The following is a 23,327-nucleotide window of genomic DNA, read 5'->3' on the forward strand; positions in this document are numbered from 1 at the left end:
GATGTCCTCTTCTTCGCGAGTCGGAGCGGTGGCACCGCGCCGAAGGTCTGTTTTTATTTAACCGTTCGGTTGACTATTGACTCGGATGCCGTATATTCAACTTTATGGTTGAATATCTTGAGCAGTCTCTGGACAATGTTTTTCACGCGCTCGGCGACGCAACGCGCCGGCGCATGCTACGCGAGTTGACCTCCGGTGAACGCACCGTCGGCCAGCTTGCCGAACCCTTCGACATGTCGCTTGCGGCAGTCTCCAAGCATATCAAGGTGCTGGAAGCCGCCGGTCTGCTCCGGCGGGAGGTGCGCGGCCGCACCCATTTTTGCCGGATCGAGCCGGGACCGCTCGCCAGCGCCCATGAATGGCTCGAATTCTACGAACGCTTCTGGACCAGCCGTCTGGATACGCTCGAACGCCTGCTTCGTGAGGAGGATGGGCGGCAAACCCGAACCAGTGAAAGAGGAGAAGAGCAATGACCGAACTTGCAGGCATGCACACCTTTGGCGAACTGATCGAGCCCGCCACGCTGAAGATCGAACGAATTCTGCCTGGATCGGCAGAACGTGTCTGGTCCTATCTGACCGATGGCGAGTTGCGCAGAAAATGGCTCGCTGCGGGAACCATGCAAATGAATGCGGGCACGCCTTTCGAACTTGTCTGGCGTAACGACGAATTGACCGATCCGCCGGGAAAGCGCCCGGACGCCTTTCCTGAGGAACAGCGGATGCAGAGCCGGATCATCGAGGTCGATCCGCCGCGGCGCCTGGTGTTTTCCTGGGGCGAACGGGGCGAGGTGTCCTTCACCCTGGAACCGAAGGGAAGCGAGGTGCTGCTCACCGTCATCCACCGCCGCATCAGCGACCGGACCAACGAGATCATGATCGGCGCCGGCTGGCACATGCATCTCGAAGTGCTCGCCGCGGTACTTTCCGGTGGCCGCAGCGAGCCCTTCTGGGATGGATGGGCCCGGCTGTGCCGGGAATACGAGCGCCGGCTGCCGGGCTGAATAGCCGGATGCAATCCCCGCTGTCGACGAAAAAGCCCGCCGGATGGCGGGCTTGGAAGATGCGACCGTATATCGTTGAGGTGGATCAGCCCTTGCTGCCCTTGGCGATCGGCTCCTGATAGGTGAAGCCCATGTCCCAGGGGAAGTAGATCCAGGTATCCTGCGAGACCTCGGTGATGAAGGTGTCGATGGTCGGGACGCCCTTCGGCTTGGCATAGACGCAGGCGAAGTGTGCCTTCGGCAGCATTTCGCGGACTTCAAGCGCCGTCTTGCCGGTGTCGGTGAGGTCGTCGACCACGAGGACGCCCGCACCGCCATCGGTGGCAAGATCGGGCACGATGCCCTTCAAAAGCTGCGTCTCTCCCTGATTGACATAGTCGTGACGGGTCGCGATGCAGACGGTGTCGATCAGGCGGATGTTGAGTTCCCGCGAAATGATCGCTGCCGGCACGAGGCCGCCGCGGGTGATGCAGACGATGCCGCGGAATTCCTGATTGAGGCTGGCCAGCCGCCAGGCAAGGGCGCGCGCATCGCGGTGGAACTGATCCCAGGAAACGGGAAAGGCTTTATCGGGCAGGGACATCAGACTAAGAGCTCCGCAAGGGCGAGGGTTTCGTGTTCGCCGGCCGGCCGGCATCCTTTGAAGACCGGTCCGTTGCGGAACGGCGCGTCGCATGCGGCGCGCCGATGCCAAAAACGGCAAACGCGCGGACATGCCGCGCGAGTGTCGCCCGCAAGGGGCTCTGGTCTCTGGCCGCTGCTATTAGCGGCATTTCGGGGCCGAGCGCAAGAGCTTGTCGGCCCCTCGTATTTTCAGCGGGACAACAGCGTCAGTGCTGTCATCGAATCGAGCACGGTGCGGGTTACGCCGCCGAACAGGGCTTCCCACCAGCGCTTGTGGCCGTAGGCTCCCATGACGAGCAGGTCGATGGAACTGTCCGAGAGACGGTTCTCGATTGCCGCGGAAGCCGGAAGATTGTCCGATTCCTGAAGCACCACGGTGACGTTGACGCCGTGACGGGCAAGCGTTGCCGCGATCTCGGCACCCGCCATCGAGGCGGACTGGCTGACAGTCTCCGGCGGATCGACCGAAAAGACCTCGACCGCCTCGGCGGCCTTCAGGAAGGGCAGGGCGTCGAACGTGGCGCGGGCGGCTTCCCGCGAACCGTTCCAGGCAATCAGGACCCGCCTGATCGGCTTTGGCTGTTTCAGGATATAAGGCACGAGCAGCACGGGGCGTCCGCTTTCGAACAGGAAATTCTCAAGATCGGCGCGGCTTTCCGAAAGCAGCCCGCTCTCGCCCTGGCCGGCCACCACCAGATCGACCGACCGGGCGCTGTCGATCAGCGAGGCGGCGCTGTAGCCGGCGGAAGACACGAAGCTTCGCCATTCGTGAGAGGTCCCGTTCCGCTCGGCTGCGGCGCGAAAGACCTGCTCCACTGCGAGGGTTTCCTTGTGGGCCATGTCCTGCAGCGCCTGAACGGTGGCGGGATCCGGAATTTCCATCGGCGCGACCAGCGGCACGGCGGCAAGCGCCTCGGCGTGCAGTCCGACGATGTGGGACCCGAATTTTTCGGCAAGGAAAATAGAAAAATCAGTGATTTGTTGCGCGTCTTTCTGCGTGTCCAGGACGGCAAGAAGTGTCTTGTAACCCATGGTGGTCTCCTCGGCGGTGTTTAAATCGGTCCCGCTTCAACATACTGCCGCCGGAGACTGGTCCCTTCCTTGACTTCGGTCAATAGCGTGCAGCATCAGGCGAGTTCACCGGTGCCGAGATCCTTCCGGCGGTCGGCATTCTTCTCGGCGGTGATCGCCGCGATCATGGCCAGGATGTCGGCCGCCGCCGCGTCGACGGCTGCCGCATCGCGGGCGCGCACCACGAGTTCCGTCGAAAAACGCTGTCCGTCGAACTGCGGATAGGAGCCGATCGAGGTATCGGGATGCACCTTCTGTACGCCGGCGAGAAGTGTTCCGATATCGCCCTCGCCGAAGGGGCAGGCGATGGAGCGGGAAATGACCCTCGCGCCGGCTGGAAGGGCTGAAATCACGGCGTCCAGCATCGCCTGGAAGACCTGCGGAACACCGGCCATGACATGCACGTTGCCGATGATGAAGCCCGGCGCGGTCGACATCGGATTGGGAATGTGGCGCGCCCCCCGCGGCATGCGCGCCATGCGCTGGCGCGCCTCGGTAAATTCGAGGCCGCGGCGCTGATACATCTCGCCGAGCAGGCGCATCGCGTCGGCATCGTGTTCGCAGGGCACCCCGAACGCCTTCGACACCGCATCGGCGGTGATGTCGTCGTGAGTAGGCCCGATGCCGCCCGACGTGAAGACATAGTCATAACGGCTGCGCAGCGCATCCAGCGCCGAAACGATCGCATCCTCCTCGTCGCCGACAATGCGCACTTCCTTGAGATCTATGCCTGCGACCGTCAGCATGTCGGCGAGGTGGCCGATATTCTTGTCCTTGGTGCGGCCCGAAAGCAGTTCATCGCCGATGGCGAGCATCGCCGCGGTCTTGATGGCTTGTTGTGTCATGAAATCCTGAGGTCCCGATTGTCCGCGGCGAAGGTAGTCCGCCGCCCGTCGAAAGCAAGAGGCAATCGAAAACCGGAGGCCAATCGACAGTGGCAGGATAGTGGAGGCGTCGCACGGCGATGTGCAACGGAATTGCGAATGCAAGGGAAAAACGTTCACCTGGAATGAACACTGCGTATCAGTGTCGTCATCTGGTGAACGACCGACCGCCGCTATAGATTACCTCCATCGATCACGACGGAACATCGGGCATGATCCTCGACTTTATCAAACGGCTTTTCGGCGACCAGCCGCAAACGGCCATCCCAACCAAGGAAAGCAAACCAATGGCAAAGGTACTCGTTCTCTACTACTCCTCCTACGGGCACATCGAAACCATGGCTTATGCCGTGGCGGAAGGCGCAAAATCGGCCGGTGCCGACGTCACCGTCAAGCGTGTTCCGGAACTCGTTCCGGAAGAGGTCGCCAAGAGCTCGCACTTCAAGCTTGACCAGAAGGCCGAGATCGCAACCCCGGCAGAACTCGAAAACTACGATGCCATCATCGTTGGCGCCGGCACGCGCTTCGGCACGGTCGCCTCGCAGATGCGCAACTTCTGGGACCAGACCGGCGGTCTGTGGTTCGCCGGCAAGCTGGTCGGCAAGGTCGGCTCCGTCTTCACTTCGTCCGCAACCCAGCACGGCGGCCAGGAATCCACCATCCTCGGCTTCATTCCGACCCTGCTGCACCACGGCATGGTCGTCGCCGGTCTGCCCTATGCTTTCCAGGGCCAGATGGGCGTCGAAGCGGTCAAGGGCGGCTCGCCCTACGGCGCATCGACCATCACCGACGGCGACGGTTCGCGCCAGCCTTCCGAAGTCGAACTGGAAGCAGCCCGTTTCCAGGGCGCCCACGTCGCCAAGCTTGCCGCAAAGCTCGCCTGATCGGTCTTTTTATCTCAATGAACGGATGGGGCGGAGGATTTTCCTCCGCCCTTTTCGCTGGCGTGGCCAGTATTCGCCTCTTACGGCAATGAAACCTTAGGGATTTTCCGTATTCAATTCTGTCGAATGGACAGGATCGACGGCCATGGAAGAGAAAAGGGCACAACCAAGGGCGCGGGCGCTGAAGGCGGCTCGGATCATCCTGCCGGGCGGGTATTCCACCTTCGACTGCATGGTCCGCAACCTTTCGGCGGGCGGAGCCAAGCTGGTGATGGAAACGACCGTCGGCGTGCCGGATGAATTCAGCCTGAGATTCGAGGACGGAAGCATTCGTCCCTGCCAGGCGAAATGGCGCAACGCCAAGGAACTCGGCGTCGCCTTCGTCGCCACGAACGCTGCCTGACAGGCGCGACAATCATACGAAACCGGGGCGGACCAAGCGCCACCGCGTTGTGGCATGTCATATTCCCCTGACAGATTGAAACGCAGCGTCGGAGTGGTGCGGACGACGGGGGTCGAACCCGTATAGCCTAAGGCTGAGGGATTTTAAGTCCCTTGCGTCTACCAGTTTCGCCACGTCCGCGCGGGCTTCTATGTCCAGCACTTGGCGGATTCGGTCAAGGGCCGATGCCGGGGAATGTGTTCGCCGGGTGAATTCGGCGCCGGCGGCCTCATACAGCCTTGCGGAGCGGCCCCTGCGGCGAATGCTGGAGCATGCGCCAGATGTCTTCGCCGGGAACGGCCTGGGAATAGAGATAGCCCTGCAATTCGTCGCATCCGCTGGCAACCAGGAAATCCCGCTGTGCCGCCGTTTCGACGCCTTCGGCGGTGATCGAGAGGCCGCGGGCATGGCCGAGCTGGGTGATGGCGCGGATGATCGCCTCGTCGCCCGTCGACTTGCCGACGCCGGCGACGAACATCGCGTCGATCTTGATGCGGTCGGCGCCGATCTCCTGCAGGCGTCCGAGCGAGGAAAAGCCGATGCCGAAATCGTCCAAGGCGATCCTGACACCCAGTGTGCGCAGCGCCGCGATCGCCTTTGCGCAGGATTCGCGATCCTGCATGACGGCGGACTCCGTGATCTCGAGTTCCAGTTTCGAGGGAGGCAGCCCGGTTTTGTCGAGAATGCCGGCAACCTTGAGCGGGAAGGCGGGATCGCGCAACTGGGAAGGCGACACGTTGACCGCAATGGTGTCTATCGGCCAGTCCCGCGCGTCGCAGCAGGCCCGTTCGAGAACGAAGAAGCCTATCGATGCAATAAGATCGGAGTCTTCCGCAATCGCGATGAACAGGTCCGGCGACAACAGGCCGCGGTCCGGATGATGCCAGCGCACAAGCGCCTCCACGCCGACCATCCTGCCGGTATCGCCCTCCACCTTGGGCTGATAATACACCTTCAGGTTCTCGCACGTATCCAGTTCCACACGGAGATCCTTTTCCAGCCGGGCTGTGTCCGCGATCAGCGCGTCCATGTGCTGGCTGTAGAAGGCATGCTGGCTGCGGCCGAGCGCCTTGGCGTGATAAAGTGCCAGATCCGCCTTGCGCACGAGGGCAGGGCGGTTGTCGGCATGTTCCGGCGCAAAGGCGATCCCGATCGATACCCCGATATGGGCGGTGTTGTGGCCGAGTTCGAAGGGGTTCTGGATGGCCGCCACGATTGCTGTCGCAAGAGCCTGCGCCGCGCCGTGATCGACGCTGCGCGCGATGATGACGAATTCGTCGCCGCCGATACGATAGAGCTTGTCGCCCTCGCCAAGCAATGTCCGCACGCGCCTCGTTGCTTCCAGGATGACCTTGTCGCCTTCGCCGTGCCCGAGCGTGTCGTTCACCTTCTTGAAGCGGTCGAGATCCAGATACATGACCGCCAGCGGTATCGGCCGTTTCTCATCGCCGGCAAGGGCCCTGTCGAGATCCAGTTCGAAGCTGTAGCGGTTGGGGAGCGACGTCAGGGGGTCGTGATGGGCAAGGAAGCGGATGCGGTCCCGGTGTTCGGCGGCGTTCACCGATTTCCGATGGAGCGCGACAAGCGCCGTCACCACGGCGACGGCCAGAAGTCCGGCGGCGCCCGCGACGAGCGGCCAGATGGAATTCAGGAACTGCGAACCCGGCGCATCGGACCGCCACTGGATATAGCCGATGGTGTCGCCCGCGCCGCTGGTAAGGTCTGCATGGCCGAAACCCGCTCCGGCTGCGAACTGGCGAACGAAGGCGGGCGCGGCGAACTGATAAACGCTGGCAAGTTCGGAAAGAGAGCTTCCGTCCATGTAACGCACGGAAATGTGCAGGAATTCCTCTCCCGGCGCCTGCTCGATGTCGCCGCTGTCGGAAACGATCGGCTTGAGGCTGACGATCGCCGGATGCCCGTTGACAAAGGCATAGTCCTGTTTGCCCACGGTTTGTTCCCGCCGGTCCTTGTCGGGCTCCATGCCCTGTCGCAACATGGTCCTGAGGTTTTCGGCAAGGGGAACGGCGACGGATGCCACGGTCTCGAAATAGGTGGGCTTCTGGCGGATTTCACGGGCGAAGGCATAGACCGGAGCGTTCCGTGTATCGACGATGTAGAGTTCGTCATGGCCGAAATAATCGTGCATCCAGCGGCCCAGATTGCCGTCGATCCACCCGGCATCATATTCGATGCTCGTCTTGCGGACGGCTTCGTCCCATACCGTGACGCTCTCCTGATTGTGGGAGATCTCCTTGCGCATACGGTCGAGCGCCACCCGTGCAACGATGTCCTGCCGTTCGGCGGTGGCGCGGTCGATGTTGGAGGAGGCCCATACCAGGGTGTAGACCGCAATCAGTATGGCGCAGATCGTGCCGAGCGCTGCCGGCAGCGCGACCGCGAACAAGAAGCCGATGCTTGTCCGCCGCTCATGAATCTCTGTCACGCATGTCCCCCTGTCCCGATACAATCTCTATGACAGGGGAATATGTATGCTTGCTTAAACTCTGAATTCGAATTTAGCGATATATCACAAGTCGCGGTGCCTGTCCGTCCGGCTGGAAAACGACTACGGAGGGATCAGTTGCGCGCTGCGACGGTGAAGGGCTGCTCGAAGCTGGTCGATCGCCGGCCGAGCGTGTCGTTGACCGTATACCGCAGGCGATAGGCTCCCGGAGCGGCGCCGTCGACGTCGAGCGTCAGATGCGTATAGATTTCCTGGTTGCGGACAAAGCCGGCGAAAGAAAAGGTGCCGAAATTCTTCTGGCCGGCCAGGATTTCACCCTTGCTGTCGATCAGTTCGAAATCGACCGTGAAGGCGGAATGCTGCAGGCCGTCCTCCTGCCGCTGCCAGGTAAGGCCGATAAGCTCGATATAGGTAATCAGCGGTTCGCCGGCTTCGAAGACAGGTTCCGCTTTCGGCCGGTAGGAGCCGTAGGCCTTCGGCTTTTCCGTCACGAAGGCGGCCTTGCCGATGGTTAGGGGCATCATGGCGGTAAAATCGCCGAGCGCGTCGCGCATGGTCTCGAAGGCCCGGATGAAATCGCCCTTGTCCGCCGTCTTCTCGGCCTCTGCCGCGGCCGTGGCGAGCATGCCGGCCAGAGCGCCCGACGCGGCGAGGCTGAGACACGCGGCAATCGCCAGCCGCTTCAGCCCGTTGTGAATGATCTTCCCCATGTGCACGACATCCCCGCCTGCGAGTCACCGGTACCCAGTCTGGAAAAAAGCGGCGTGCCGTCAAGCGGGCGTGATTGCGTTTCCGTCAGTTGCGCCAGAAGAGCGGCATCAGCAGGACGAGGACCGTCAGAACTTCCAAGCGACCGAGCAGCATCAGAAGGGACAGGAGATACAGTTCAGGATCGTTGAGGCTCGCGAAATTGCCCACCGGGCCGATAAGCGGGCTGACGCCGGGACCGACATTCGAAAGCGCGGTGATGACGGCGGAAACCGATGTCGCCATGTCGTGGCCGAGGGCTGCCATGGCGAGGCTCCCAACGACCCAGAGGAAGATATAGGCGCTGAAGAAAAGGAAGATCGTCCGTTGGGTTTCGGCATCGACCGTCTGGTTGCCGTAGCGCACCGAGTAGACTGCGTTCGGATAGATGAGCTTCTTGAGGCCGGTTGTGACGATATTGAACAGGATGACGAATCGATATGCCTTGATGCCGCCCGCCGTTGACCCTGAGCATCCCCCCATGAAGGTGGCGAAAAACGCCGCCATGACGGTGAATGGCCCCCAGCCGAGATAGTCCTGGCTGGAAAAGCCGGTCGTCGACAGGAGAGAGGAGAAGTTGAAGAAGCCGTGGGTTATGGCGTCCCGCAGCGGCTCGCCGTTGCGCAGGTGGTTGTAGAGCGACGTGGAAAGGGAAAAGGCGCAGAGATAGCCGAGAAACACGCCGATCTGCGGGTCGCGAAGCGCGTCGAGGCGACCGCGGACCACGAAGACGATGAGAATGGAGAAGGGCAGGCTCGAGATTGCCATGAAGAAGGTCGAAACCCACAAAACGGCATCGCTCTTGAAATAGTCGAACGAGGCGTCGTGCGTGGAAAAGCCGGCGGTGGCAACCGTGGTGAAGGCGTGGTTGATCGCATCGAAGCGGCTCATGCCGGCGAGTGCGTAAGAGATGGCGCAGGCGAGCGTAATGCCGACATAGATGGCCATGAAGGCGCGGGTGAAGGTTGCCAGCCGGGCGAACGGCTTGTCGCCGGTATCGGAGGATTCCATCTTGAAGAAGGACATGCCGCCGACCCTGAGGAAAGGCAGCACGAACAGCCCGAGTGCGACGATGCCGATGCCGCCGAGCCAGGCGAGCAGCGAGCGCCACATCAAAAGCCCCGGCGGCATCGAATCCAGCCCGACGATCACCGTCGAGCCGGTGGTGGTGATGCCGGAGATGGATTCGAACAGCGCCTGCGCGAAATCGAGCCGCGGGCCGGAGAACATGAGCGGTATCGCGCCGACCAGCGAGAAGACGGCCCACAAGACGTTGACCAGAAGAAAGCCGAGCCGCTTGGTAAACGTGGGCGGGGCGCCGCGCGTTGCCATCGCCGCGAGCAGGGACAGTCCGCCGACCATGAAGGCGCAGGTGGTGAAAACCCGCCAGTCCGGATGGCCGTAATAGAGATCGACCATCGCCGGAACCAGCATAGCCGTCGAAAGATAGAGCCCGCAAAGGGAGGCGATATAGACAACGGATCGCAGAGTGCTGGCGTTCAAGGATCGAAGCTTCCATTTCGTCGTCGGACAAACAGGCTTTGTCTCCGCCGCCTGTCTATGCCATAGCGAGACGGACCTGAAAATTCAACGGATGGAAAACGTGACGCACAAGGACGTCGATGCAGCGCTCGAAGCCATGCGGGGCCTCTTTCCCGCCACGCCGCTGCAGTTCAACGAGCATCTGAGCGCCCGGCACGGGGCGAATGTCTACTTGAAGCGGGAGGATCTGACGCCGGTGCGGTCCTACAAGATCCGCGGCGCCTTCAACTTCCTGCGCAAGATCGTGGCGGACGGCGCCGGGGGCAAGACCTTCGTTTGCGCCTCCGCTGGCAATCATGCCCAGGGCTTTGCCTTCGTCTGCCGGCATTTCGGCGTGCCGGGCATCGTCTTCATGCCGGTCACGACACCGCAGCAGAAGATCGACAAGACCCGCATGTTCGGCGGCGAATTCATTACGATCCGGCTGTTCGGCGACATTTTCGACCAGTGCTACGCCGCAGCCCGCGAACATGTCGAGGCAATCGGCGGCTTCATGGTGCCCCCGTTCGACGACAGCGACATCATCGAGGGGCAGGCGACGGTGGCGGCCGAAATCGCCGAGCAGTTGCCGGAGGGCGTGACGCCTGACCTCGTCGTCGTGCCGGTCGGCGGCGGTGGCCTTTCCGCCGGGATGACCGGTTATCTGGCCGACCGTCTGGAGCCCGGAACCTTCCTCTTTGCCGAACCGGCCGGCGCGCCGAGCCTGAGGACGAGTCTCGAGGCAGGAGAGATCGTTACCCTGTCGAAGGTTGACAACTTCGTCGATGGTGCGGCCGTCGCCCGTATCGGCGACCTGAATTTCGCCGCGCTCAAGGGGTTTTCGCCCCAGCAGGTGATGATCGTGCCGGAGAACGCGATCTGCGTGACCATCACCGACATGCTCAATGTCGAGGGGGTCGTGCTGGAGCCGGCGGGCGCGCTGTCGATCGCCGCGCTTGACCTTCTGCCGCGTGAGCGGCTCGAAGGCAGGACGGTTGTCGCCGTGGTTTCCGGCGGCAATTTCGACTTCGAACGCCTGCCGGACGTCAAGGAACGGGCCATGCGCTATGCGGGACTGAAGAAATACTTCATCCTGCGCCTGCCGCAGCGGCCGGGCGCGCTCCGCGATTTCCTCAATCTGCTTGGGCCGGACGACGATATCGCCCGCTTCGAATATCTGAAGAAATCCGCCCGCAACTTCGGCTCGATCCTGATCGGCATCGAGACGAGCCGGCGCGAGAATTTCGCCGAACTGGCGGTCCGTTTCGAAAAAGCCGGCCTCGGCTACGAGGACATCACCGAAAACGACATCCTCGCCAACCTCATCATCTGAGCGCCGGCAGTCCGCCGAGCCAGTCGACGATGGCGCGGGCAAGCGGCGCGGTCGTTGCCGGCGACAGCGCATCGCCGGCGACCACGTGCCGTTCCGGGTCTTCGACCGGGCCGGGGTCGAGAAGCCGGTGGGGGGCGCCCCAGCGGCTTGCGACAGCCACGGTCTTGTCGAAGCGGACGACGCGGTCGAACGGCGACTGGATGAAGAGGGCCGGCACCGCGATGCTTTCTACCGGGCAACGGACGGCAAGCTGCACGATACGCGCCATCGGCAGCAGCGCTTCGACCGGGTAGACCGTCGTCCAGAGCGCTGCGTGGGCAGCATTGACCGGTTCGAACCGCCGGTGCGATCCGAGCAGCAGACGAGCAATCCCACGGGCGAAGGGGAGCGTCAGCAGGAAGGCTCCGCGATTGGCGATGCCGTAGTTCGGGGACAAAAAAACCGCCGCCGCAACGCGCCCGGAAAATCGCGGCAGCGTCATGGCGTAGGTGGCAAGCGAGGCGCCGGTCGAGCAGGCGATCAACACGACCTTCTCCCCAAGACTTTCTCCGATCGCCAGCGCTTCCGCATAGTCGTCCAGCCATGCTTCGACGCTGGCATCCGCCATGGCGTCGCCCGAGCGTCCATGACCGGTGAGCCGGGTAAGGAAGAGATTGGCGCCAAGCGAAGTGGCGATCAGGTCGGGCAGGGGACGCAGTTCGCCGGCCGTCGCGGAGAAGCCGTGGATATAGACAATGGAGATCCCCGTTCGCGTCCGGTTTGCCGGGTCCGCTCGGACGATCTGTTTCATCGCATGCGGCCGGATATCCGCAAAACGCGCCTCGGACGATGCGAGATAGGCCTCGGGATCGCCGCCGATTGCCGCCGGATCGAAATGCTGCGCGAAATCGCCGGATGGGCGGGAAATCGGCGGGAGAAGCTTCGGCATGGGGTAGCCCGTTCCGCTTGCTGGACACGCTCGACGGTAGCCCAGCGGCGCAGAAAGACAAGACCGTGTCAGCGGTTGCACAGCCGCGATGCCGGGCTTCTGTCGCAATAGCCGCTTTCCCGCGCGAGCGCCGCCGTCTTTTCGATACGGTTGGTCCATACATAGCCGGCAAAGCCTGCGGGTACGCTTTTCCATTGTGCGATATCGTCGATGCCGCTGGAGCCGGGATCGCCGGCAGCGATCGGCCCGAGCAGCAGGACTTCGGAACCCGCCGCGGCCATGCGGTTGTAGAAGCGTTCCGGCCATCCCCACAGGAACGGTGCATAGTTGACCGGTACCGGCACCAGCGCATTGCGGCAGGCCTCCGGCACATACCCGCTCCAGCCCGTCGCCAGGTAGCCGAGCAGGCAGGACTTGGCGGAGGACTTGCCGTAGCCTCTGAGTCCGGCGACGCTGGCGACCGCTTCATTCGTCGGTTCCTCGCCGCCATAGACGCCGAAAATCCTTTCGCGCAGCGCCGGGTCACCGAGCAGCCGCGCCAGTTCCGCACCTTCTTCCGTGCGGCGGCTTTTGAAGTTGATGAGAAAACGGCCCTGCGGCAATGTCGTCAACACCTCGTCGAGCGTCGGCATCAGGCCGATACCGGTGCCGCGAAACGGAAAAGTCCGGCCTCCGTCGAAGGTGTAGCCGTAGCCGATATCCAGCGTTTTCAGGAGGCTCATCGGCGTCTCTTCCGTGATGCCCGAGCCGTTCGTCCGGCAGTCGAGCGTCCAGTCGTGGAACACCGCGAATTCGCCATCCGGCGTCAGGTGCACGTCGAGTTCCACCACATCGGCACCCGAAGCGAAGGCAGCCTGCATGGAGGGCAGGGTGTTTTCGAGAAGCGGATGCTCCGGCTTGTAGATCCGGCTCGCCGTGCAGCTTTCGCCATCGAGGCCGGTGCGGTCGAAAAGCTGGTGTTGGCCGCGATGGGCGATCAGTCTCGGGCCGTCTCCCGCGGGGAAATGGCTGAACAGGCTGGTATTGCCGACGAAAAGGCCGATGACGAGAAGAAATATCGCGAAGATGAAATAGCGCATGTCCATGCCTTTGAGACCGAAAGCGCGAAGGCTTCATTCGCTTTCCGGCGAATCCATGGCCGCGGGACTTTTTCTCCGGCGAGCGATGTGATAGCCAATCGCCATGGCTTCCTTTCTTTCCAGCATCCTGTCCGTTTTCACCGGTGGCTCCAAGGGACCGGCACCTGTCGCTCCGGCCGCCGAGCCTCAATCCTATCAGGACTGCCTGATCCACGCGGCTCCAATCCGTGAAGGCAGCCAGTACCGGCTGGCCGGACGGATTGAAAAACAGGTGAACGGCGAGACGCTGGAACGTTCCTTCATTCGCGCCGACATCTTCACCTCGCTCGACGACGCGCTCGAATGCACCTTCCGCAAGGCGCGCCAGATCATCGACCAGAACGGCGCGTCCCTTTTTTCCGACGGCGAGAAGTCGCGTTCGGTCTGAACCGGAAATGCCCCGCCCGCCTGGGGGCGAAACGCCTGTCCTGATTGCGTTTTGATCCTGGACCGCCCGGTGCGCCGGCAGCGCGTCCTTATCCTGAAAAAACATTAAGATCGATCACGCATTTTTAAGTGATTGCCGCTTGTATTGACCGATCAGGATACTTTCGAATCGGTTCGCGCCTTGCGATTTTCGCCTTTTTTCCGCCCGCTGTTTCGTCTCGTGACGGCGCTTCCCGTCGTTGTCATGACGCCCGGAGCGGTGTTTGCGGGCGATGCCGGCGCCGGAATGGATTTCCCGGCGGCCGATCTTGCCTGGATGATGGCGGCGGCCGGCATGGTGATGATGATGCAGGTGGGCTTCCTTCTGCTCGAAGCCGGCATGGTTCGTTCCAAGAATTCGATCAACGTCGCGCAGAAGAACCTTCTCGACTTCGTCTTCGGCGCGGTCGCCTTTGCCGCGGTCGGTTTCATGTTCGCGTTCGGGCGCTCGGCATGGCTGCCGATCGGCATTGAAGACAGTTTCTTTTTCCTGCGGAGCCTCGATAGCCGAGAGGCTGCCTTCTTTGTGTTCCAGGTGATGTTCTGCGGCACGGCCGCAACCATCGTCTCCGGCGCCGTCGCCGAGCGCATGAAGCTTGCCGCCTATGTCCTTGGCTCCATTTTCCTGTCGGCTTTCATCTACCCGGTCTTCGTGCATTGGGTTTGGGGCGCCGCCATGGCTCCCAATTCCGGGGCGTTCCTCGCCAATCTCGGTTTCATCGATTTTGCCGGCTCGACGGTGGTTCATGCGACCGGCGGCTGGATATCGCTTGCCGCCTGTATCGTGATTGGTGCGAGACATGGCCGTTACGATGACGCGGGGAGGCCGGTGCGCATCGCAGGACACAGTCCTGTTCTGTCGACGACCGGGGCTCTCATCCTGTTCTTCGGCTGGATCGGCTTCAATGGCGGCTCGACGCTGTCGGCCAATGCGGACGTCGCGCCGATCGTCCTGAATACGGTGCTTGCCGGCGGCATGGCCTGCTGCGTCGGCTATGTGCTCGGCTATATGCAGGATCGCATCGTGCTTCCCGAGAAATCGCTCTGCGGCATGCTGGGCGGCCTTGTGGCCGTTACTGCCGGCTGCCATGTGCTCGAACCCGGCGGCGCGTTGATCGTCGGCGCTCTGGGCGCGGTGGTCGCGATCCTCGGCAATGACTTCCTCGAGCGCAGACTGGGCGTCGACGATGCCGTCGGTGCTGTCGGCGTTCACGCCTTCGCCGGGGTCGCGGGCACGATTGCGCTGGCCTTTCTGGCTCCGGTCGAGCGTCTGCCGGCCGGAGGCCGTTTCGATCAGTTCTACGTCCAGGCCTTCGGCGCCGCGCTGAATTTCTACTGGGCATTCGGTTTCGGCTGGCTCTTCTTCAAGCTCCTCGACCTCACGATGGGGATCCGCGTGTCGGGCGAGGTCGAGGAAATCGGCCTCAATGTTGCCGAACACGGCAGCCGTCTGGGCGTCGGGCATGTCGAACAGGCGCTATCCGATCTCGTCACCGGTACGGCGGATCTCAGCCACAGGTTGCCGGTGGAGGCGGGTGACGAGGCGGAAAAGCTGACGGCACTCTTCAACCGGCTGATGGACAAGATAGAGGTCGGCGAGCGGGCGCGGGAAGAGGCGCAGGCCCTGAAGCGCGACGATGAGGAGGCCGAAAGGGTGACCGCGCTCGCCAACGCCACGTTCGAGGCGATCGTCATTCACTGCGACGGCGTGGTGGTCGACGGCAACGACCAGCTTGCGGAACTGGTGGGATCGCCGCTGCAGGATCTCCTCGGATACCCCATCGACCGCCTGCTCATAGTGCGCGGTCCCGATGACGCCGGCGAGATCGCCCGTGATGGAAGCGACTTCGACGGGGAGATCGGACTGCTTCGCGTCGACGGCGAACTCGTGCCGGTCGAGGCCAAGGGGCGCGAGATCGTCTATCGCGGCCAGACGATGCGGATCGTCTGCCTGATCGATCTTCGCGAGCGCAAGCGCGTCGAGAACCAGATCCGCTATCTCGCCCAGCACGACCCGTTGACGTCCCTGCCAAACCGGGCGCTGTTCAACCAGAAACTTGCCGAGAGCGTTGCCGACGTCAGGCGGCTCGGCGGATGCGCCGTCCTCATGATCGACCTCGATCATTTCAAGGACATCAACGACATTCATGGTCACCCGGCCGGCGATGCCGTGATCCGCGAAACGGCCGACCGGCTGCAAAGGCTTCTGGGACGCAATGACATAGCGGCGCGTCTCGGCGGCGACGAATTCGCCATCATCCTTTCCCGGGTGAATTTCGTGGCGCAGGTGGAGGATTTCTGTCACCGGCTGGCGCAGTCCTTCCGCAAGCCGTTCGATATCGGCGCGGGCGACCTGGTCAAATGCGGCGCGAGCATCGGTGCAGCCATGTGCCCGGACCATGCCGAAACCGTTGAAGAACTGGTCGGCCGGGCGGATGTCGCGCTCTATCACGCGAAAAACGCCGGTCGCAACATCTGGCAGATTTTCAAGCCGGGCATGAACGCGCTGATCGAGAAACGTCGCGCGCTGGAAGTCGATCTCGACGCAGGCATTGCGAAGGGTGAATTCGAACTCTTCCTGCAGCCGCGTGTCGACGTCGTTTCCGCGGAGGTTACCTCCTATGAGGCGTTGCTGCGGTGGCATCATCCCGAACGCGGCATCGTCAGCCCGGTGGATTTCATCCCCGTGGCCGAGGCATCCGGTAATATCATCGCCCTGGGCGAATGGGTGATCCATGAAGCCTGCCGCATTCTGGCGCTGGAGGAGAACGTCGAGAAACTTTCGATCAATGTCAGCCCGATCCAGTTCCGTCATACGGATTTCCATCGCCGTCTCGACGATATCGTGCGCAGGGCCGGAGTCGACCCGCGGCGGCTGGAACTGGAAATCACCGAGAGCGTGCTGATCGACGACGACAAGCGGGCGCTGAAGATCCTCAAGGAACTCAAGACGAGCGGCTATGCGATTGCGCTCGACGATTTTGGAACCGGCTATTCCTCGCTGAGTTATCTCAGCCGCTACCCCTTCGACACGATCAAGATCGACCGCGGTTTTGTCGCCAATCTCGGGGATGAGGGCAGCGCCGAAGCGATCGTCCATTCGATCATCGATCTCGGCGGACGGCTGGGCATGACGGTGGTGGCCGAGGGGGTAGAGACGCTGGAACAGGCCTCGTTCCTCGCGCGATCGGGTTGCGACGAACTGCAGGGCTACCTGCTCGGCCAGCCGCAGCCGTTGGAGCGGATCGCGGTTTCCGTTCCGGCCGAGGTGGTTGCCGGCCTTGCGCGCGAAAAGCGCAACGGGGGTGGAAGGCCGTCGGTCCTGGCGTCGTCGTGACGTCTCGACGTCCGACGGATGTCGAAGCTTGGCCCGGCGGACATGCCGGACCGGATCTCGGCAGATCTTGTTGAAGTGCCGAAATGCCTGATAATACAAAGCTGCAGCATCGTCCCCATGAATGAGGAACCGTGAGTATGGAGACGTGGAACCTGGCATTGTTCGTCAGTGAAGCCGTGCTCTATTTCGTGTTGATGACGGCCCTTCTCCATTTCCGTCACAGGATCGGGCTTGGCGTGTTTCTGACAGCGCTCGGCGTCATGCATTTCGTCGAGACGTATCTCGCAGCCGTTTTCTACATCGCGCTCCCCTTCGGCGTGGTATCGCCGGGCTCCTCCGTATTCTTCGCTGGCAAGCTGATGATGATCCTGATGCTCTACATCAAGGAGGACGCCTCGACGGTACGCCAGCCGATATACGGGCTCTTCCTCGGCAATCTGGTGACGGTTGCGGTGGCGCAGCTTCTCCTGTTGCACCAGACGATCGAGCCGACGCCCGCCCAGGCTGCCGACATGCAGTTCCTGCGGGATATGGGCCTGCTGATGATCTGGGGAACGACACTGCTCTACCTCGATTCGCTCGGCATCATCCTGCTCTACGAGCGGCTCGGGCGACCGATGTCGCGTCTGCCGGTGATACGGTTCTGGCTCTGCGGCGCCGTGGTGCTCACCTTCGACCAGGCGGGTTTCTTCTTGCTGCTGAGCTATCTCTTCAACGCACCGATGGAGGTCTTCTGGGGCGGCTGGAAGGCGAAAATGGTTTCCGTCGCGCTTTATGCGGCGATGTTTGCGCTTTACCACCGGCTGTTGCGCGGCGTCGGCGCGACGCAGGCGAGGCGTCCGATCCGCGATATTTTCAGCGACCTGACATTCCGGGAGCGCTACGAGGATCTGCTGGCGCGGACCGGACGCGACGTGCTGACCGGTGTCTTCGATCGGGGCCGCATGGAGATCGAGGGCCCGCACATGCTGCGCGATTCGCTCAAGGAGGGCGCGCCGGCCAGTCTGATAATTCTCGATGTGGACTATTTCAAATCGATCAACGACCGTTTCGGCCATCTGCGCGGCGACGATCTGTTGAAAACCATCGCGGGCTGCCTTCAGTCCGAGATAAGGCAGCAGGATCATCTCTTCCGCTTCGGCGGCGAGGAATTTGTGGTGATGTGCCCGCGCACGGGTTATGCGGAGGCCATGGTTATAGGCGAGCGGCTGTGCGCGATCATCCGCGACACGGTGCGCAATCCCTCTGGTGAGACGGTGACCGTCAGCCTCGGCATTGCTGCCGCCCCGGAGGACGGCAACAGTTTCAACGGCCTGCTATCGACCGCTGACGAGCGGCTCTATCGGGCCAAGGGCGAGGGCCGGAACCGGATCGTGGGCCGGCCGGCCGCCGAGGCTTAGGCAGCCTGCGCCAGTTCCTGGGCGCGGGCCTTTGCAGCGCCGATCGCCTTTTCGGCCGCTTCCGGACCGTAGGCGACACCTTCGATGCGAATCGCTTCGATGTCGGTGATGCCGATGAAGTTCAGCACGCGACGGAGATAGGGTTCGGCGAAATCGAAGGCGGCTGCGTCGCCGGAGTAGATGCCGCCGGACGCGATGACGAGATAGGCCTTTTTGCCGGAGAGGAGGCCGACCGGGCCGTTCTCGGTATAGCGGAAGGTGCGGCCAGCGCGGGCGACATGGTCGATCCACGATTTCAGAATCGAGGAAATCCCGAAATTGATGAAGCCGGTGGAGATCACGATCGTGTCGGCATCGAGCAGTTCATCGACCGCAGCATCGGAAACGGCGATGACTTCGGCCTGGGCCGGAGTGCGGTCTTCGGGTGTCAAACGGATCGCGGCCGAGAAATCGGCGCCGATATGGGGCAGGGGAGCAAGCGAGAGATCGCGGTCGACAACGGTCATGTCCGGCGTCTTGCGGCGCAGTTCGTCAACAAGCTGCAGCGCGATCTTGGTGGAGAGAGAATCGTCGCCGCGGGTGCTGCCGCGGACAAGAAGGAGATTCGACATTGTTTGCCTCTTGATCTGGAATGGTTAGCCGCAGGTCCAGGGAGGAGACGTGTGCGGTGCAAGACAGATAAGTCGCGCGACCAATCGAAAAAACTGTGATAATATCGATCCGTTCAATCGATGAATTGGATGGAGTTATGCTGCCGAATCCCACGCTCGACCAGTTGCAGGTCTTTGTCGCCATTGCCGAAACCGGTAGCTTTTCCGCTGCCGCCAGACATCTCAACAGGGCGCAATCCGTCATCAGTTACACGATCGGCAATCTGGAGGCGCAACTACAGTTGACGCTTTTCGAGCGCAGCGGCGTACGCCAGCCGGTACTGACGGAGGCCGGCAGGGCGGTGCTGGAAGATGCCAGGCGCATCATTGCGGATCTCGACGGGCTGCGCGCCCGCACCAAGGCGCTGACCGAGGGGCTGGAGCCGCAATTGTCCGTGGCCGTCAGCGTCATGGTGCCGGAATTCACGGTGCTCGAGGTGCTGACCCTGTTCCAGCGGCAGTTTGCCACCGTGCCGTTGCACCTGACGGTCGGCTCGCCCTTCCTCGTTGCCCGGATGGTGGAGGACGGGACGGCCGACATCGGCATCGGCGGTGCCACCAAGGAGGCCGTGAGCGGCGTTTCGGAACTCAAGATCGGCCATTCCTTCATCGTACCGGTCGCCGCCCCGAAGCATCGGTTGGCGACGCTGCGCAGGCGCCTGACGCTCGCCGACGTTCAGGAAGACGTTCAGATCATCGTTTCCGACACAACACGTCCGCTCGACAACAGCGGCTTCAACATCATCTCGCGGCGCAGATGGCGCGTGAGCGACATGGGCACCAAGCATCGACTGGTGCTGGCCGGTCTCGGCTGGGGTGGGGTGCCGCTTCCGATGGTACGCGACGATCTTGTCGAGGGGAGGCTGGTCAGGCTCGACGTCGAGCCCTACGAGCACTTCGAATATCCCCTGGCCGCGCTGTGGCGGGTCGCCACCCCGCCCGGCCCGGCGGGGCGATGGCTGGTCGACCGCATGGCAGAGCGACTGTCGAACTGCCCCAACAACATGGCTGACGCCATGGCCCGCCTGGTGGACGGCAATGAAACGGCGCCTGCCGCACCCATGGGCAGGCCCGCTGCGGCGTCGCTGCGCGAAGTGGCCTGCTGAGCGGTCAGAGAATGAGCCGGAACCTGGCGAAGCCATCGGCGCCGTTGCCGGCATCCTCGATCCTTGCGCCCTTTACGGCAGCGGCATAGTCGCGGCCTTTCGGACCTGTCTCGAAGACCGCCGTCGTTCCTTCCATCGGTGCGAAGGTCCAGTTGCCGTCGGCGGAGGGATTGATCGTGCCCTGTTCGACGATGTAGCGCACGACGACGTCGCGGTTGGTGTCCGGCGCGACGAGGATCACCTTGTCGGCGGCGATTTCCGGGAACTTTCCGCCGCCTCCAGCGCGATAGTTGTTGGTGGCGACCACGAACTCCTGGCCGGGATCGATCGGTTTTCCGTCGTACATCAGATTGACGATACGGCTCGTTTCCGGATGCACCGGCTTGCCGTCCTTGTCGAAGCGGGCGGGCTTCGACAGGTCGATCTGGTAGGAAACGCCGTCGATCACGTCGAAGTTGTAGGACGGGAAATCCGGATTGATTAGCGGCTGATCCTTCTCACCGGGCTTCAGCTGGTTGAATATGCCAGCCGACATTTCCAGCCAGTTCTTCACCTGCTCGCCCGTCACCTTCACCGCCTGTACGGTGTTGGGATAGAGATAGAGATCGGCGACGTTCTTGATGGCGATATCGCCGGCGGCGACGTCGGTATAATAATCGGCGCCGCCGCGTCCGCCCGCCTTGAAGGGAGCTGCGGCCGAAAGCAGAGGCAGATCCTTGAAGGCGCTCTCCTTCAGCATGTCCTTCACATACCAGGTCTGGGCATTCGAGACGATCTGCACGGAGGGATCGTCCGCCACCAGCGCGAAGTAGGAATAGAGCGGCGCCGAGGTCTTGCCGACCGGCGTGCGCACATATTCGAGCGTTGCCTGATGCTCGGCCGCGACGCTGGCCTCCACCTCCGCCTTGTCGGTGACGTTGGCGACGATCTTGCGGCTTTCGTCGCGATGGTAGATCGGGCGCGCCTCCGAGGTGAAGTCGATGATCTTCCAGCCGTTGCCGTCCTTTTCGAGGAGCAGGTCGATGAGGCCCATATGCGATCCCCAGAAGCCCGCCATCACCGCGGGCTTGCCGAGCAGCGAACCCTTGACCGGGTCGGCGCCCGGCACATCGGTGAAATCCTTCGGCCCCGGGAAAACGAGGTGCTGGTGTCCGGTGAAGACCGCATCGATGCCCTCGACGCCGGCGAGATAGAGCGAGGCGTTTTCCATCCGCTCCGTCTGTCCGTGTCCGTCGATGCCCGAATGGGAAAGCGCAACGACGATGTCGGCGCCTTCCTCCTTCATCACCGGCACCCATGCCCGTGCGGCCTCGACGATGTCGCGCGTCTGGCCCTTGCCCTCGAGGTTCTTGGCGTCCCATACCATGATCTGCGGCGGCACGAAGCCGATGAAGCCGATCTTGATCGGGCTCGTCTGCCCGGCGCCGTCGCGGATCGATTTCTCGAGGATCACATAGGGTTTGAAATGCAGCTCGTCCTGTTTCGGATCGCTGGCGAGCTGGCCCTTGGTGAAATTCGCGCAGACGATCGGAAAGTTCGCCCCCGCCAGGGTGTTGACCATGAAGTCCAGCCCGTAGTTGAACTCGTGATTGCCGAGCGTGCCGCAATCATAGCCGAGTACGTTCATCGCCTTGATGACCGGGTGGAGGTCGCCCGCCTTCATGCCCTTCTTGTAGGCCATGTAGTCGCCCATCGGATTGCCCTGGAGCAGGTCGCCATTGTCGACAAGGATCGAGTTGCCAGCTTCGGCCCGGATCGAATCGATCAGCGTTGCCGTGCGCGCCAGCCCCATCGTGTCGTTCGGCTTGTCGGCATAGTAGTCGTACGGCATCACGTTGACGTGGATGTCGGTGGTTTCCATGAGGCGCAGATGCGCCTGATTGCCGTTGGCCCGAGCTGCGAAGGGGTGCAGCGCGATCAGCGCGGTGGAGGCTGCGATGCCGCCCATGAACGAGCGGCGGGAGATCGGATGGAGGTCGATCAAAGACGGCATGGGGGGCTCCTTCATGAAAATCCTCTCGGGCCGGGAGAGTATGTCTGTTTTGCGAGAAGTGCATCCCGAAAATGACAGGGATGTGATGCCTTTGCGATCCCCACCGACATATGCGATCGGTCACATTTATCTTTGGTTGTCTTTAAGAATAAAAGCAATTATAAGGTGAGTAATGGAGTGTAGGACAACTGCTTATAGGGGGACAGGATGCAGTGGTGGAGTTCCATCTTTGTGGCTGGAGCCGTCGGGGGAATGTCGCCGGAACTGGCGCGTATGGCCGTTCGGGCGCAATCAGGCGAATTCGCATTATGGTTGGCGAAGCTGGTTAACGAGCCGTCCTTTTCCATAGCCGTTCCGGTGATCGCTTCGCTCGGCATTCTGTTGTTGCTTGCCCTGATCGGCGGGCTCGTTGCGCACTACGTGCGCGAGGAAAGCAACGGCAAGGCCTTTCTGCTCGGTATCGGGGCTCCCGCCTTTGTCCTCTCCACCCTGGGTGCTGCGTCTTCGAACGATGATGTGACCAAGTTCACTTCTGTCATCCCCGCCGGGACGGCGATGAACGGCAGTTCCTTCCCGTTTTCCAGCGCTTTCGCCCAGTCAAAAACCGAGGCGCCGCCGGCCACGGTCCTGCTCGATGTCGGGGCGATCTCGGGTCCATGCGTTGAATGTCGCGTTGTCCTGCAGGACGCAGCCGGCCAGCAGCTGGCCACCCAGCCCATCGGCGCCGGTGAGAAACAGGTCGAGCTGGTCGTTCCCTCCGGTGCGGCGACCGCGACGATCGAGGGCGTCGGCGATACCAACAATGCGCAGTTTTCGCTGAGCGGCCTTGCGGAGAACCAGCCTGGAGCGGGCGGCACCGTCGACATCGAGGTTTCCCGCTCACGTAACTATCTGAACGATTTCCGCTATCTGCTCGGCAATGCGAGCATACAGCCGTTCGACATCGAATTGAAGCAATCCGCCCCCGCGACGCAATAGAGCGGGGGCGATTCCTCTCGCAGAGCACGGCGAACTCCCCGTCGCCAACAGGATTTTTCGCCGCCGTCGCTGGCTCAGCGGGTGAGAACCGGCCTAACTTCCTGGTGGAAATTGCGGAAATAGGCCGATATCTGTGCCAGCGAATTGGAATTCTGTTGGATCTGCACACCGAGATAACCGCCATAAGCCCAGCGGACGGTCCCCTCGATCAGGCCGATGTCATCGGTCTGGATAATGACGTTGCTGCCCTTTGCCACGTGCAGGCGCCCCATCAGTTCGAGCCCTATCCCGGTCCGGGAGATGTTGTAGATACGTCCCTCGGCTTCCTGATTGAGATGCCTGACCTTGCCCCTCATCCGCACGCGGCTGCGGTTGGCCTTGCGCCCTTCGACGTGAAGTCTGTGCTCCATCGCAT

At 62.3% G+C, this 23,327-nt stretch carries 21 protein-coding genes and 1 tRNA gene; 10 read left to right on the forward strand and 12 right to left on the reverse strand.

What is annotated here, in order from left to right; all coding sequences use genetic code 11:
• Positions 1-104: 104 nt before the first annotated feature.
• On the forward strand, positions 105-473 hold the full coding sequence (locus J5N58_RS06560; protein WP_113339643.1) for an ArsR/SmtB family transcription factor: 369 nt from the start codon (positions 105-107) through the stop codon (positions 471-473).
• Entirely contained in the window at positions 470-1,003 is a 534-nt protein-coding gene (locus tag J5N58_RS06565) for an SRPBCC family protein (RefSeq protein WP_113339642.1), read from the forward strand. The genes J5N58_RS06560 and J5N58_RS06565 overlap by 4 nt, the downstream gene beginning before the upstream one ends.
• 85 nt (positions 1,004-1,088) lie before the next feature.
• Here the strand turns inward: J5N58_RS06565 and gpt are convergent, their stop codons facing one another.
• From gpt to J5N58_RS06580, 3 genes are all read right to left on the reverse strand, one after another.
• On the reverse strand, positions 1,089-1,586 hold the full coding sequence (gene gpt, locus J5N58_RS06570) for a xanthine phosphoribosyltransferase (RefSeq protein ID WP_112830241.1): 498 nt from the start codon (positions 1,584-1,586) through the stop codon (positions 1,089-1,091).
• A gap of 230 nt (positions 1,587-1,816) precedes the next feature.
• A complete protein-coding gene (locus tag J5N58_RS06575) occupies positions 1,817-2,659 on the reverse strand; it encodes a universal stress protein (protein WP_113487611.1) in 843 nt (280 codons plus the stop codon).
• A gap of 95 nt (positions 2,660-2,754) precedes the next feature.
• Complete coding sequence (locus J5N58_RS06580) at positions 2,755-3,543, reverse strand: competence/damage-inducible protein A (RefSeq protein WP_244710150.1); 789 nt, start codon at positions 3,541-3,543, stop codon at positions 2,755-2,757.
• Between the two features lie 326 nt (positions 3,544-3,869).
• Here J5N58_RS06580 and wrbA point away from each other — a divergent pair, with 326 nt between their 5' ends.
• Positions 3,870-4,466, forward strand: coding sequence for an NAD(P)H:quinone oxidoreductase type IV (wrbA, locus tag J5N58_RS06585; protein ID WP_112830305.1), 597 nt, complete (start codon positions 3,870-3,872; stop codon positions 4,464-4,466).
• A gap of 145 nt (positions 4,467-4,611) precedes the next feature.
• Positions 4,612-4,869 (forward strand): PilZ domain-containing protein, encoded by a 258-nt coding sequence (locus J5N58_RS06590; RefSeq protein ID WP_112830238.1) that lies wholly within the window; start codon positions 4,612-4,614, stop codon positions 4,867-4,869.
• A gap of 94 nt (positions 4,870-4,963) precedes the next feature.
• Here J5N58_RS06590 and J5N58_RS06595 read toward each other — a convergent pair.
• From J5N58_RS06595 to J5N58_RS06610, 4 genes are all read right to left on the reverse strand, one after another.
• A tRNA-Leu gene (locus tag J5N58_RS06595) sits at positions 4,964-5,049 on the reverse strand.
• Between the two features lie 88 nt (positions 5,050-5,137).
• Positions 5,138-7,354 (reverse strand): putative bifunctional diguanylate cyclase/phosphodiesterase, encoded by a 2,217-nt coding sequence (locus tag J5N58_RS06600; protein WP_244710153.1) that lies wholly within the window; start codon positions 7,352-7,354, stop codon positions 5,138-5,140.
• 134 nt (positions 7,355-7,488) lie between these two features.
• Positions 7,489-8,085: a hypothetical protein gene (locus J5N58_RS06605; protein ID WP_113442877.1), complete on the reverse strand. Its 597-nt coding sequence runs from the start codon at positions 8,083-8,085 to the stop codon at positions 7,489-7,491.
• Between the two features lie 85 nt (positions 8,086-8,170).
• Positions 8,171-9,625, reverse strand: coding sequence for a TrkH family potassium uptake protein (locus J5N58_RS06610; RefSeq protein WP_113442876.1), 1,455 nt, complete (start codon positions 9,623-9,625; stop codon positions 8,171-8,173).
• A gap of 100 nt (positions 9,626-9,725) precedes the next feature.
• On the opposite strand from J5N58_RS06610, the gene ilvA reads away from it, so the two are divergent.
• The gene (ilvA, locus tag J5N58_RS06615) at positions 9,726-10,976 is read left to right on the forward strand and encodes a threonine ammonia-lyase (RefSeq protein WP_113339661.1); all 1,251 of its coding nucleotides are present in this window, start codon (positions 9,726-9,728) and stop codon (positions 10,974-10,976) included.
• Here the strand turns inward: ilvA and J5N58_RS06620 are convergent.
• Entirely contained in the window at positions 10,969-11,904 is a 936-nt protein-coding gene (locus tag J5N58_RS06620; RefSeq protein ID WP_113467253.1) for an alpha/beta hydrolase, read from the reverse strand. The two genes, ilvA and J5N58_RS06620, sit on opposite strands and share 8 nt — an antisense overlap.
• Positions 11,905-11,972: 68 nt before the next feature.
• Complete coding sequence (locus J5N58_RS06625) at positions 11,973-12,983, reverse strand: glycerophosphodiester phosphodiesterase family protein (RefSeq protein WP_113425837.1); 1,011 nt, start codon at positions 12,981-12,983, stop codon at positions 11,973-11,975.
• 103 nt (positions 12,984-13,086) lie between these two features.
• Between J5N58_RS06625 and J5N58_RS06630 the strand changes: the two genes are divergently transcribed.
• The 3 genes from J5N58_RS06630 (at position 13,087) to J5N58_RS06640 (ending at position 18,185) form a co-directional block, all read left to right on the forward strand.
• Entirely contained in the window at positions 13,087-13,410 is a 324-nt protein-coding gene (locus J5N58_RS06630) for an HlyU family transcriptional regulator (RefSeq protein WP_112830233.1), read from the forward strand.
• 180 nt (positions 13,411-13,590) lie between these two features.
• Complete coding sequence (gene amt, locus J5N58_RS06635) at positions 13,591-16,785, forward strand: ammonium transporter (protein WP_244710155.1); 3,195 nt, start codon at positions 13,591-13,593, stop codon at positions 16,783-16,785.
• A gap of 137 nt (positions 16,786-16,922) precedes the next feature.
• Positions 16,923-18,185, forward strand: a complete 1,263-nt coding sequence (locus J5N58_RS06640; protein WP_244710157.1) for a GGDEF domain-containing protein — start codon at positions 16,923-16,925, stop codon at positions 18,183-18,185.
• Here J5N58_RS06640 and J5N58_RS06645 read toward each other — a convergent pair.
• The gene (locus tag J5N58_RS06645) at positions 18,182-18,796 is read right to left on the reverse strand and encodes an FMN-dependent NADH-azoreductase (protein ID WP_112830231.1); all 615 of its coding nucleotides are present in this window, start codon (positions 18,794-18,796) and stop codon (positions 18,182-18,184) included. The two genes, J5N58_RS06640 and J5N58_RS06645, sit on opposite strands and share 4 nt — an antisense overlap.
• 137 nt (positions 18,797-18,933) lie before the next feature.
• Between J5N58_RS06645 and J5N58_RS06650 the strand changes: the two genes are divergently transcribed.
• Positions 18,934-19,941 (forward strand): LysR family transcriptional regulator, encoded by a 1,008-nt coding sequence (locus J5N58_RS06650; RefSeq protein ID WP_244710159.1) that lies wholly within the window; start codon positions 18,934-18,936, stop codon positions 19,939-19,941.
• 4 nt (positions 19,942-19,945) lie between these two features.
• Here the strand turns inward: J5N58_RS06650 and J5N58_RS06655 are convergent, their stop codons facing one another.
• Positions 19,946-21,934: a bifunctional 2',3'-cyclic-nucleotide 2'-phosphodiesterase/3'-nucleotidase gene (locus J5N58_RS06655; protein ID WP_244710161.1), complete on the reverse strand. Its 1,989-nt coding sequence runs from the start codon at positions 21,932-21,934 to the stop codon at positions 19,946-19,948.
• A 207-nt stretch (positions 21,935-22,141) separates the two neighbouring features.
• Here J5N58_RS06655 and J5N58_RS06660 point away from each other — a divergent pair, with 207 nt between their 5' ends.
• On the forward strand, positions 22,142-22,912 hold the full coding sequence (locus tag J5N58_RS06660) for a hypothetical protein (protein ID WP_244710163.1): 771 nt from the start codon (positions 22,142-22,144) through the stop codon (positions 22,910-22,912).
• A 74-nt stretch (positions 22,913-22,986) separates the two neighbouring features.
• Here J5N58_RS06660 and J5N58_RS06665 read toward each other — a convergent pair whose 3' ends face one another.
• Positions 22,987-23,322 (reverse strand): PilZ domain-containing protein, encoded by a 336-nt coding sequence (locus J5N58_RS06665; protein ID WP_244710165.1) that lies wholly within the window; start codon positions 23,320-23,322, stop codon positions 22,987-22,989.
• Positions 23,323-23,327 lie beyond the last annotated feature (5 nt).

Origin of the sequence: Paenirhizobium cremeum (assembly GCF_022884085.1) — a bacterium.
GTDB classification, from domain to species: Bacteria; Pseudomonadota; Alphaproteobacteria; order Rhizobiales; family Rhizobiaceae; genus Allorhizobium; species Allorhizobium cremeum.

Bases quoted from the DNA above. Each gene is read 5' to 3' on its own strand.
- J5N58_RS06560 (WP_113339643.1), top strand. From the start codon at position 105: ATGGTTGAATATCTTGAGCAGTCTCTGGACAATGTTTTTCACGCGCTC.
- J5N58_RS06565 (WP_113339642.1), top strand. From the start codon at position 470: ATGACCGAACTTGCAGGCATGCACACCTTTGGCGAACTGATCGAGCCC.
- gpt (WP_112830241.1), bottom strand. From the start codon at position 1,586: ATGTCCCTGCCCGATAAAGCCTTTCCCGTTTCCTGGGATCAGTTCCAC.
- J5N58_RS06575 (WP_113487611.1), bottom strand. From the start codon at position 2,659: ATGGGTTACAAGACACTTCTTGCCGTCCTGGACACGCAGAAAGACGCG.
- J5N58_RS06580 (WP_244710150.1), bottom strand. From the start codon at position 3,543: ATGACACAACAAGCCATCAAGACCGCGGCGATGCTCGCCATCGGCGAT.
- wrbA (WP_112830305.1), top strand. From the start codon at position 3,870: ATGGCAAAGGTACTCGTTCTCTACTACTCCTCCTACGGGCACATCGAA.
- J5N58_RS06590 (WP_112830238.1), top strand. From the start codon at position 4,612: ATGGAAGAGAAAAGGGCACAACCAAGGGCGCGGGCGCTGAAGGCGGCT.
- J5N58_RS06605 (WP_113442877.1), bottom strand. From the start codon at position 8,085: ATGGGGAAGATCATTCACAACGGGCTGAAGCGGCTGGCGATTGCCGCG.
- J5N58_RS06620 (WP_113467253.1), bottom strand. From the start codon at position 11,904: ATGCCGAAGCTTCTCCCGCCGATTTCCCGCCCATCCGGCGATTTCGCG.
- J5N58_RS06625 (WP_113425837.1), bottom strand. From the start codon at position 12,983: ATGCGCTATTTCATCTTCGCGATATTTCTTCTCGTCATCGGCCTTTTC.
- J5N58_RS06630 (WP_112830233.1), top strand. From the start codon at position 13,087: ATGGCTTCCTTTCTTTCCAGCATCCTGTCCGTTTTCACCGGTGGCTCC.
- J5N58_RS06640 (WP_244710157.1), top strand. From the start codon at position 16,923: ATGGAGACGTGGAACCTGGCATTGTTCGTCAGTGAAGCCGTGCTCTAT.
- J5N58_RS06645 (WP_112830231.1), bottom strand. From the start codon at position 18,796: ATGTCGAATCTCCTTCTTGTCCGCGGCAGCACCCGCGGCGACGATTCT.
- J5N58_RS06650 (WP_244710159.1), top strand. From the start codon at position 18,934: ATGCTGCCGAATCCCACGCTCGACCAGTTGCAGGTCTTTGTCGCCATT.
- J5N58_RS06655 (WP_244710161.1), bottom strand. From the start codon at position 21,934: ATGCCGTCTTTGATCGACCTCCATCCGATCTCCCGCCGCTCGTTCATG.
- J5N58_RS06660 (WP_244710163.1), top strand. From the start codon at position 22,142: ATGCAGTGGTGGAGTTCCATCTTTGTGGCTGGAGCCGTCGGGGGAATG.
- J5N58_RS06665 (WP_244710165.1), bottom strand. From the start codon at position 23,322: ATGGAGCACAGACTTCACGTCGAAGGGCGCAAGGCCAACCGCAGCCGC.